The sequence below is a fragment of the Pseudomonas meliae genome, assembly GCF_001400515.1.
Taxonomy (GTDB): domain Bacteria; phylum Pseudomonadota; class Gammaproteobacteria; order Pseudomonadales; family Pseudomonadaceae; genus Aquipseudomonas; species Aquipseudomonas amygdali.
This window is the reverse complement of record NZ_LJQT01000328.1, coordinates 1-10,213: the sequence shown is the minus strand read 5'-3', so window position 1 is coordinate 10,213 and position 10,213 is coordinate 1. Positions and strand designations below refer to the sequence as shown.

Below are 10,213 nucleotides of genomic sequence, written 5' to 3'. Positions count from 1 at the left end.
CTGGAGCGTGAGGAACGATGTGCAGAGGAATACGCCTATCGTGCTCATGCTCTGCTTGTGTGTGCCGTTCTGGACGCTCTTGCCTCTGAGCTGAGCACCCGGTCACAATCCGAAAGATTCTCTGAACTTTAGGCCGCTTTCCGGCCTCTTCTACAGTAGGGCAGCCGGTCTGGCTGCCTTCGTTGATGGTGCAGGAGATTTCAAATGGGTTGGATATCGGAAAATCATTTGTGGCTGTTTGCAGCGCTGACAGCTCTGACCGTGATTTCGGACATTTGGGCAGTCATGCGTATTCGCAAGAGCAAGACACAATCCAGCAACAAGCTGATGTGGATCATCGTTGTTGTTGCCGTGCCGATTGCCGGCGTATTGGCCCTGCTGGTCGCTGGTCCGCGCCATGTGGACACGCCTGCCAGGCCTGAGCAGCAAAGCACCAAGTATTGACCCCGCCTTCCGGAAATACCCCGCTCATGAGTGTGGGTATTTCTCTTGCAGACCGCTCATTCCTGTTTCACAAACCTTCTTTTCACAAAGACGGGCTTGTGGCTGGCAAAAATAAAAATCTCTGCAATTCTTCTGTCATGGTGAGGTGTTTACATGCTCGCCATCCAGACCCGAACAAGGAGAGAGCACATGTCGATCATTACCAGGTGGGCGTTACAGGCGGTTGCATTGTTTGTGTTGGGCTGGGTGGCAACGACGACAGCGAATTGGAGCAACAACACGGCCAACGGTACAGGCAATGATCGCTTGGCGGAGCTGAGTGCTGGTGTCCTGAGCAGTCCGGTACTGACTGCTTCTTCGTCGCAAACAGTGCGAAGCGAATAACCCGGCCTGATCCATGGAGGAGTGCTGGTACTTTTCTACAGGCAAAAAAATGGCCCACAACGGGGTGGGCCAAATGGGATTCATCAAAGGAGTAGGGTCAATTTACGCAGCCGGACGTGAAGAGGATGTGAAACGGATGTCATGGAAACGAGAAGTAGTTCGATAATTCAAGCGGCGTCGTGACGGGGTGAAACAGCGTCGCCGGTTGCGTGGCAACGCTGTGTCGAGTGATTCGCGGGGATGGAGTCGGTCTAGCGGGCGGCCGCCTGAACGCTTATTTCGGCGGCTGCGCGGCGTGTCATGTGCGGCAGCGAATGAGGCGCGTCGATTCTGGATTTCATGCGGTCGGCAAATTCTCTGGCTTCCTGCCAGCTCCGGCATTTGACCGGATAGTCGTCCAGTATTACAACCCAAGCGTCGCCATATACACCTTCTTCAATTCGGATGAGCATTGTTGGCATCTCCTTTCAAGTGAGGGTAAGTCTGTGCCGGGTCATCGGCGCTGAAGCTGACGCACGAAATCCTGCGCCGAAAATCGGTGTCTCGCTACAAAAAATTACAATTCCCGATGAGTGCGCACGGCCTGCAGGCAAACCGGCTCTGCGGCTTTCGAGACTGTGTTCGTGGGCAAGCCTGACTCAGAAATGTGACAGGCTGATGGATAGGCGCCGATCAGAACACCAGCTTGAAGCCGATCATGCCCAGCATGATGGCCAGGAAAGGCCGCAGCAGGTCGTCGGAAACGCGGCCCGCCATGTGGCTGCCCAGGTAAATGCCCGGCAATGAACCCATCAGCAGCCAGCCCAGCAATTCCCAGTTCATGTTACCCATGCTCGCATGGCCCAGACCTGCAACCAGCGTAAGAGGGACGGCGTGGGCGATTTCCGTGCCTACCAGACGCCGGGTCGGTAGCAGAGGGTAGAGGATGAACAACGCCACGGTACCCAGCGCGCCCGCACCAATGGACGTCAGTGCGACCATGGTGCCGAGGATCAAGCCGGTGATGACGGTCAATACTGTCAGGCTCGTACCGCTGAAAAACGAATGTCCATCTCCGCGGCCATGAGCGAAGGCCAGCAGCTTTTTCTTGAACAGAACGGCCAGGGCAGTCAACAGCAGTACAAAGCCCAGCGCCTGCTTGATGATCGCGTTCAGGGCCTCAGGTGCGGTATGCAGTGTGCTCAGGAACCACAGCGTCAGCAGCACGGCAGGGACGCTGCCCAGGGTCAGCAGCCCGGTGACTTTCCAATCGATGTTGTCATTCTTGCGATGTACCAGAACCCCGCCGGATTTGGTAATCGCTGCGTACAAAAGGTCCGTGCCGACCGCCGTGGCCGGGTTGATGCCGAACCACAACAGAATGGGCGTCATCAGCGAGCCGCCGCCGACTCCGGTCATGCCAACGATAAAACCGACTACCAACCCTGCAACTACAAACCCCAGACCACCCGCTTCCATAACCAACCTATTCAAGCAAACGCATCAGGCAAAAAGTGGCGGGCAGCATAACGGCTTGTGTTGCAAACGGTTATGAAGAAGTGTTCTAAGGTTATAACCGTTTGTCGCGGATGACAGCGGCTTCGGCGGCTTCAGTGACAGTTTGCAGGCGGCGGTCCGGGCCTAGCCAGTTGAGTACGGCGTCGGCTTCCATAGGTTTGGAAATCAGATAGCCCTGCCCCTCATCACAGCCCCATTGCTTGACCAGGCGGCGAATTTCGTCTGTCTCGATGCCTTCGGCCACCACGCAATAACCCAGCTTCTTGGCAAGACCGATCAGCGCCTTGACCAGACGCTGATCGGTCTTGTCAGACGCCAGATTGCGAATCAGCGACTGATCGAGCTTGACGGTGGTCGCGGGCAATTGCCGCAGGTAGTTCCAGTTGCTGTAGCCCGTACCAAAGTCATCGATCGCCACATCCATGCCCATCTGACGCATGCGCTCCAACTGGTGACGCACTTCGGCCGGGTTGTGCATCAACGCGCCCTCGGTGAACTCCAGCTCAAAGCGTGTGGGGTCGATCTTGTGCTGGCCCAGCAGGCGAATCATCCGGTCAGTGAAAGCCGGACCGGTAAGGTCTTCCGGGGTGACGTTGATCGCAATACGGAAATCGAAGCCTTGTTGCTGCCAGCGGGCGGCCTGCTCGATTGCGCTTGTCAGCACCCACAGACTCAGCGGACGCATGAGTGCGGTTTTCTCGGCCAACGGTACGAATTCGGCAGGTCCGATGGGACCGAGCGTCGGGTGGTTCCAGCGCAGCAAGGCTTCTACCGAGGTGCACAAGCCAGAGGCGAGGTCGATGCGCGGCTGGTAGACCAGGCGCAGTTGATCATGCGAGTGGACTGCGCTGGTCAACGAACTGAGCAGTTTGAAAGCACGTTGCTGGGCGGCATCGAAGTGCGGCTCATACATCGCCCAGCCCAGATTCCGGTCGCGGGCATCATCGGCAGCGCTGATGACCATGCGCATCCAGTCCTGCTCTTCGGTCGGGTCGCGGTTCAGGGTGACAACCCCCAGACCCACCTGCATCTGCACCGGGATGCCCCGGCATTCTACCGGTGTCTCGAAGTCTTCGAGAATGGTACGAAACAGATGATCAGGCGCTCTTTCTCCGGGCAGCAGAAAGCCGAAGCGGGTAGGGCTGACCTTGTACAGCGAACAGGTTGGCGGCAGCAGATGCTCCAGGCGGCTCTTGATTTCTGTCACCAGGTCCTGAGAGAAGCTGTAGCCCAGAGCCTTGACAATGTCGTTCAGGAACGCGGAGGTGATCATGTCCACCACGACCAACTGATAATCAACGCTCGATGCCAGTGCCTGATGGATGTCTTCCTGCAGGCGTGAGCGGTTATACAAGCCGGTCGGCTGGTCAATGAAGCAACTGAGACGCAAGCCGACTATGCGTTTCATGACCAATGAGGCGAAACGCTTGAGCATCTGCGTCTGATGCTCGCTCATCGGTTCACGCGGCTTGGTGTCGATCACGCACAGGCTGCCCAAGGCAATGCCGTCATCGGTAATCAGCGGGGCACCCGCGTAGTAGCGGATATCGGGGTGGCCGGTCACCAGGCTATTGTTCATGAAGCGGTCGTCGAGGGTCGCATCCGGAATTTCAAACAGCGAGTCGGAAAGGATCGTGTAAGCACAGAAGGAGACGTTGCGTGGCGTTTCCTGGGCATTCAAACCCACTCTGGCGCGAAACCACTGACGGTGTTCATCGACAATCGAGATCAACGCAATCGGCGTCTGGAAGAAATCGGCGGTCATCGCCACGATTTCATCGAACACGTCGTCAGAGGTGTTTTCAAGTACGCACAGCTCCCTGATGCGCAACAGACGTTGCGTTTCATTCAGCGGAATGGGGGCACTGGCGTTCATAAAATTCTCGATGGGTGTTCGGTGATGACTATATGACATCACGGAGCCGACTTTAACAGATGAAAAAAATTCAATTACAGGCGAAGTACAGGTTAATCGGCCGCAGACGGCTACTTTTTAAGCGTTATCGGTCGCGCAGCCCCATAAGATAAAGGGCCTGCTCGTTTGTATGCAGAGTGTTACAAAAAATGCCATTCGTCGTTTGGTTGCACATCAGCAAAACGGTCATGGCTCGGTATCAACGAAGCCGGCTTTCACTGTGCTCTTCATGTGCGGTTTATCTGCCCAGGTACGAAAAATGGACATCAAGGTTCGACCCGCACGGAGAGCAGACGCTGACGCCATCAGTCGAGTGGTGCTGGCTGCCTTGCGCACCAGCAATGCCAGGGATTACCCGGTCAGTGTGATCGAGCGCGTGCAATTGAGTTTCAGCCCGTCTGCCATTGAGCGGCTCATGCAGCAACGTCGGATGTTTGTGGCGGTGGCGGTGGCGGTGGCGGTGGCGGTGGTTGTCGGAACTGCCAGCCTGGAGGGTCAGGTTGTGCGCTCGGTGTTTGTCGACCCTGACTGGCATCGTCGGGGCGTCGGGCGTTTGTTGATGGCAAAGCTGGAACGTGTCGCCCTGGAGACTGATATAGGGCTGCTGATTGTGCCGTCATCCTTGACTGCGCAGGAGTTTTACAAGGCGCTGGGTTTCAGGTTGGTGCGAGAGCATCAGGAAGGGGAGGAGCGCACATTGATCATGGAACGGCAATTGCGCACCTGAGGCATTCCATGCCTTAAGCAGTGACTTCCTGCATTTCCTGCAGTTGGTAGTGCGCGTACAGCGTGCTGGCGATCAACGTGCAGAAGACTTTCAGGGTATCTAGCGTATCGGCGTCGTCGAGTGGCGTCGGCAGGTTGTCCAGACCGCACAGCGTGCCGAAAAAGTCTCCGTTGGGGAAAATGATCGGCAACGAGAAATAGCTCTGAAAACCGTAGAGTTTCGGGATGGGGTGCTCTGCGTAGACCGCATCCGTGGCAACTTCGTTGATTACGATAGGACGCTTGTGCTGGCGTAACTCATTGCACAGCGTGGTTTCCAGTTTGAGCTCGTGACCGGCCTCCAGTCCGAACTTGATCTCGTCGTACACGGCACATGCCGTCCAGCTGGTTTCGGTTACTTTGGCAATTGCCGCGAATCTCAGGCCGGTCAGCCGGGTCACCAGCCTTAACAGGCTGGAAGTGGCCTCGATCTCACTGATGACTGCCAGCTCTGCTGAAGTCAATTTGTTGTTCAAAATGCGTCACCCTGGTCATAAAAGCACTGATGCAGCCTTGGCAGTACGCCTGACGCTGCCGATCTTGTTCAGGAAGTGATCGTGCCATACCTGATCGTGGCTTACATAAAATATTGTGTTCCTCGCCTCCAACTATTTAACGAGTTTAATGCCCTTGTCAACGTTAAGGACTTACCCAAGAGGTGTGTACTAGTACATGTGTACTATAGGGATCCTATTTTTGCGTTGATAAAATCGCAGGTTTGCCAGCGCATGGAATGCCTGAAAACACTTTGCAAGTGTATGCAGGCAGTTTCCCCTTCAAACGGGTTGACCGGACCCCCTTTACTGCGAGCATTGAACACCATGCACAAGACGACCCTGGGCTTCACGGTTGCCATGATTTCCACGCACTTGTATGCAGGTGGCTTTGCGCTTAACGAGCAAGGTATAAGCGGCATGGGCACAGCGTTTGCGGGCCGGGCCTCTGCCGCCGAAGATGCCGGCACGGTATACGGCAACCCTGCAGGCATTGCGCGTCTGGCCGGCCAGCAGGTCACCGGTGGCGCTACCTTTATCGATGCATCGACGGATATCAGCCACGCGAGTGGACGTTCGAGCGGCAGCAACGATGGCGACATGGTGCCATTCAAGGCCATTCCGTTCGGTTTTTATACTCGCAGGCTGAATGAACACTGGGCCATCGGCCTTGGCGCGTACGTGCCGTTCGGCCTGGCGACGGATTACGAACGCGGTTTTCAAGGGCGCGCCTTTGCCAGCAAGAGCGATGCAAAAGTTCTGACCCTGCAACCGACATTGAGTTATGCCTTCAATGACAGGGTATCGGTGGGCTTCGGGCCGACCATCAATCAGTTTGCCGGCTCGCTGGAGTCGGACCTGACGCTTAACCCGGCCATCGCCGACAGTAATGTGAAGGTGAAGGGCAAGGATGTCGCGCTGGGCTTCAATATCGGCGTTCTGGCCAGCCTGACTGATACCACGCAGGCTGGTTTGACCTACCACTCCAAAGTGCGCTACGACCTGGATTGCCACACCGAGGTTGCCACAGGTGCCGGTACGCCAGCCCAGTTGCTGAGCAGCAATCGCTATGACTGCTCGCTACAGGTCGATACTCCTGAATCCTACGAGCTGTCAGTCACCCAGAAGCTCACCGATGCCTGGACACTTTATGCGGGGACGACCTGGACGCGCTGGAGCCGCATGAAGGACCTGAGTTTCAGCACCGAGAACATCAGCCCTGCGCGTGGAGGGATACTTGCTGCGTCCTTGTCTGGCGCTATCGCTGGCGGGCTGGACTGGCACGATACCTGGGCCTATGCGCTCGGCACATCGTATCGACTGGATTCACACTGGTCGTTGCGTACTGGCATCCGTCTGGATCAGTCACCGACCAGCAATACCAATCGCTCGCCACGCACACCGACCGGCGACCGTACGATCTTCAGTGTGGGGGCGGGTTATGACGTCAGCAAAGAACTTACCCTTGATGTTGCCTACGCCTATCTTAAAGAAGAAAGCGTTGATGTCAGCCGTGCCAATGCGCTGGCCAGTTACAGCGCGCGCTATCAGAACCGCGCCAGCTTTTTGGGCGTGGGGGCGACTTACCGTTTCTGAGAAAGTTGTCAGTCTGCAGAAGCAGTACATCCTTACTGTTACTAGTACATCCGTACTATGGCTGGCCCTGGTTCGGCAACTTAAGCTAATGCGCTGAATAACACCCTGACTTGTTGATGGCAGACGACGTTTTTATAACGTCGCCGGCCGCGCGTGCGCGACCGTAACAGGTCTTGCAGTGGTGTAAACGGATCACTCACAACAGACTTTGTTTTCAGAGGGAGCGCGCATGGGTATTTCTCGCCATTTGGCAAACATAAGGGGGTTGGCGGCGATTACGCTGGTCACAGCAACCATGACGGCCTGTTCGACCGGTGGCGGCAACCCGCTCGATACCCTGACCGGTGATTACAAATATGCGCCTGACTATATAAAAGCCAACATCATTGCCCGCAAGTCGACCAAGGAACAGATTCGCCAGGCGTTTGGTGCGACTTATTCGGCGCAGGACAATGTGTCCGATAACAGCTCTGAGTGGTACTACGACCGTAACGAATCAGGTCTTAACTCATTGACCAAGATGGCGGTCAAGTACTCTAACCGATATGGTTCTGGAGACGCAGCATCTACCTTGCTTCAAGGGCAATCGCGTATGGGCGATGCACAGGAAATAATGGGCGACGCAAGCACACTGAGCGGCACGCAAGCTACCGGAAGAAAAGCGTCGATTACGCGTATCTTCATCAAGTTCAAGGGCAATGTGGTTGAGCGCTTCACAACTGATTGACCACAGCTCGCTGCCCAACGTCTGCAAGCAACACATTCCAACGACTGTCAGTACACCGCCGAACCGGCCTTGAAACTCAGCAGCAGCGAGCGCAGTTCGACCGGCCTTACCGGTTTTGAAAGAACGGGGATATCCGGATCGTTCAGCGTCTGCCGGACGTGCTGAAGCTCATGGCCGGTAATCACGATGGCGGGTATGCGTCTTCCCTGCAGCCCGCTCAGGTAGGCAATGCAGTCGGCGCCCGAGGCCGTACGATCCAGATCGAAGTCAGTGACTACCAGATCACAGTCGACACTGATCTCGGGGATGCTGCTGAAGGTCTGTACCTCGCAGCCCCATCTGCGTAGCAACATGGCGGTGGCTTCAAGCACGTTGCGATTGTCTTCGATCAGCATGACGCGCAGACCGGAAAGCAGGCGGGTATTCCAGTTGATTTCGATGTTGTTCACCGGCTGGCTGGCGGCCACGGCTTTCAGGCCGCTGACGGTTACCGCAGTGCCGCGCTCGGGCACTGAACTGATATTGACCCGCAGATTCATGAGCCTGGCGATACGGCTGACGATACTCAGCCCCAGGCCAACACCTTCAATGTCGCGGTCACGCTTCTCGCGGACGCGATAGAACTCGTTGCACAAGTGCGGCAAGTGCTCTGCGGGTATGCCGCGACCCCGATCATAAACACCAATGCTGACTGTGCCTTTTTGCCGGCGACAGCCAATCAGAATCGGTTTGCCCGGCGCGTATTTGAAAGCATTGGAGACAAGGTTCTGCAACAGCGTGCGCAGCAATGCCGGGTCGGTCCAGACGTGATGGTTGCCGCTGTGTACGCGAATATCCACGCCAGCCCAGGTAGCAGCAGCCTCGCTGTTCTGCGCGGCCAGCCCGTTGAGCAGTGCATCCAGGTCGACTGATTCGGGGCGCGGTGCGACTTCGCCCTGGTTGAGGGTGTAGATGTCCAGCAACGAACGAAACAGTTGTTCTACCGCACTCAATGCCCGGTCGATGTTATTTACCAGACGTTGTTCGTTATCGCCCAAAGCCGCATCGCGCAGGCAGGCAGTAAACAGGCTGATGGAGTGGATCGGCTGGCGCAGGTCATGACTGGCCTGTGCCAGAAACCTTGACTTGGCCTGATTGGCCGCCTGGGTTTCTTCAAGGGCCATGTGCAGTCGGCCAAGCAGAAAATAGACAAACAGCGGCAGGACCAGCATGGTCAGGATCATCATGACGGCCACAGCATGGTGTTCACGCAGAAACGGCGTGAGCACGATGATGATCATCAACGAAATCATGGAAAAGCCGGTTGCCAGCAGCAGGTAGTTGCGCCCGTAGCGCATGCCGTAGCCGACCGTCATGCTCAGCATTACCGAGTACACCGGCAACATGGCCTCGCCGCCAACCGAGATCGTTACGATTCCCGCCAGATTATCGGTCACCAGGGCAAACAGACGTCGTCTGCCGGAGGCACCCGGGCGCTGGGCAATGCGTATGATCAGCCCCACCGTGACGACGCCGAAGCCCATGCAATAAGCCAGGATCACAAACAGCTTGTTCTCTGACATTTCACCCATCCCATACGCGATCAGTGCGTAAAGGATCGATGTGGCAATGACCGCCATGCGCAGCAGCGCCTGAGTCATTTCCAGATCTATTCGTTGGGGCAGTAATGACATGACGGCTACCGTCTCAGTGCTGTTTGCCGGCCAGGCTGGAAAACTGTGCAGCGGCAGCCGATCGGGTGGGCACACCAAGCGCCTTTAGCAGGCTGGAGACATGAATACGCACGGTAAGGGGTGAAATACCCAGATCCCTGGCGATTTCCTTGTTGGTTTTTCCCGACGCCACAAGCCCCAGTACTTCTCTTTGACGTGCGGTCAGATGGCTGATTGCGCCAGAGTCCAGATCGCTCAGTAACGAACCTTCGGGCTTGTACTTGACCACCACTTCGCCATCGCGGATGGCGATGATGGATTCGGCAATTTCCAGGGGGGCTATATTTTTGCCAATGAAGCCATCCGCACCCTGAGACATGACCTGTGAAATGGTGTCCAGATCATCGACCATCGAGACGACAATGATTGAAGTGCGTTTGAACTCGCTGCGCAGGCTGCCGATGGTCTGCATCGAAGTGAGCCCCGGAAAGCGCAGGTCTAGCACCAGTGTGTCGACCTCATCACCCCGGCGTGCGAGGGTGAGTACTTCATCCAGATTGCCTGCTTCTTCAATAATCGCTTCGGGTATCAGCCGCTCGATAGTACGCAGCATGCCCTCACGAAACAGCGGGTGATCGTCGGCCACAATGATTCTGCACGGCATACCTCATACTTCCCGTATTAAAGTAGCGCGCATCATACCTGATAGAAGGTATTTGTATCGTTAAGAGGGTGTAGA

General features: G+C 56.2%; 11 protein-coding genes. 5 read left to right on the top strand and 6 right to left on the bottom strand.

Going from position 1 to position 10,213, the window contains the following annotated elements:
* Positions 1–204: 204 nt before the first annotated feature.
* Together ALO64_RS15315 and ALO64_RS15310 are read left to right on the top strand one after the other, a co-directional pair.
* Complete coding sequence (locus ALO64_RS15315) at positions 205–444, top strand: PLD nuclease N-terminal domain-containing protein (protein WP_044344373.1); 240 nt, start codon at positions 205–207, stop codon at positions 442–444.
* A 189-nt stretch (positions 445–633) separates the two neighbouring features.
* Entirely contained in the window at positions 634–828 is a 195-nt protein-coding gene (locus ALO64_RS15310; protein WP_005734209.1) for a hypothetical protein, read from the top strand.
* Between the two features lie 251 nt (positions 829–1,079).
* Here ALO64_RS15310 and ALO64_RS15305 read toward each other — a convergent pair whose 3' ends face one another.
* The 3 genes from ALO64_RS15305 to ALO64_RS15295 all read right to left on the bottom strand — a co-directional run bounded on the left by ALO64_RS15305 (position 1,080) and on the right by ALO64_RS15295 (position 4,201).
* Complete coding sequence (locus ALO64_RS15305; protein ID WP_002555178.1) at positions 1,080–1,280, bottom strand: hypothetical protein; 201 nt, start codon at positions 1,278–1,280, stop codon at positions 1,080–1,082.
* Positions 1,281–1,500: 220 nt separating this feature from the next.
* The gene (locus ALO64_RS15300; protein WP_004666230.1) at positions 1,501–2,286 is read right to left on the bottom strand and encodes a sulfite exporter TauE/SafE family protein; all 786 of its coding nucleotides are present in this window, start codon (positions 2,284–2,286) and stop codon (positions 1,501–1,503) included.
* Positions 2,287–2,377: 91 nt separating this feature from the next.
* Positions 2,378–4,201: a sensor domain-containing phosphodiesterase gene (locus ALO64_RS15295; RefSeq protein WP_044344372.1), complete on the bottom strand. Its 1,824-nt coding sequence runs from the start codon at positions 4,199–4,201 to the stop codon at positions 2,378–2,380.
* Positions 4,202–4,499: 298 nt separating this feature from the next.
* Between ALO64_RS15295 and ALO64_RS15290 the strand changes: the two genes are divergently transcribed.
* Positions 4,500–4,967 carry a GNAT family N-acetyltransferase gene (locus ALO64_RS15290; protein ID WP_044344371.1) on the top strand — a complete coding sequence of 156 codons (468 nt, stop codon included), beginning with the start codon at positions 4,500–4,502 and terminating at the stop codon, positions 4,965–4,967.
* Positions 4,968–4,980: 13 nt separating this feature from the next.
* Here ALO64_RS15290 and ALO64_RS15285 read toward each other — a convergent pair whose 3' ends face one another.
* The gene (locus tag ALO64_RS15285; RefSeq protein ID WP_002555174.1) at positions 4,981–5,481 is read right to left on the bottom strand and encodes a GAF domain-containing protein; all 501 of its coding nucleotides are present in this window, start codon (positions 5,479–5,481) and stop codon (positions 4,981–4,983) included.
* A gap of 345 nt (positions 5,482–5,826) precedes the next feature.
* Between ALO64_RS15285 and ALO64_RS15280 the strand changes: the two genes are divergently transcribed.
* Together ALO64_RS15280 and ALO64_RS15275 are read left to right on the top strand one after the other, a co-directional pair.
* Positions 5,827–7,095 (top strand): OmpP1/FadL family transporter, encoded by a 1,269-nt coding sequence (locus ALO64_RS15280; RefSeq protein WP_044344370.1) that lies wholly within the window; start codon positions 5,827–5,829, stop codon positions 7,093–7,095.
* A gap of 229 nt (positions 7,096–7,324) precedes the next feature.
* A complete protein-coding gene (locus ALO64_RS15275; protein WP_044344369.1) occupies positions 7,325–7,822 on the top strand; it encodes a hypothetical protein in 498 nt (165 codons plus the stop codon).
* A gap of 47 nt (positions 7,823–7,869) precedes the next feature.
* Here the strand turns inward: ALO64_RS15275 and ALO64_RS15270 are convergent, their stop codons facing one another.
* Both ALO64_RS15270 and ALO64_RS15265 read right to left on the bottom strand, forming a co-directional pair.
* The gene (locus ALO64_RS15270) at positions 7,870–9,462 is read right to left on the bottom strand and encodes a hybrid sensor histidine kinase/response regulator (protein WP_044344368.1); all 1,593 of its coding nucleotides are present in this window, start codon (positions 9,460–9,462) and stop codon (positions 7,870–7,872) included.
* Positions 9,463–9,508: 46 nt separating this feature from the next.
* Positions 9,509–10,138 carry a LuxR C-terminal-related transcriptional regulator gene (locus ALO64_RS15265; protein ID WP_044344367.1) on the bottom strand — a complete coding sequence of 210 codons (630 nt, stop codon included), beginning with the start codon at positions 10,136–10,138 and terminating at the stop codon, positions 9,509–9,511.
* Positions 10,139–10,213 lie beyond the last annotated feature (75 nt).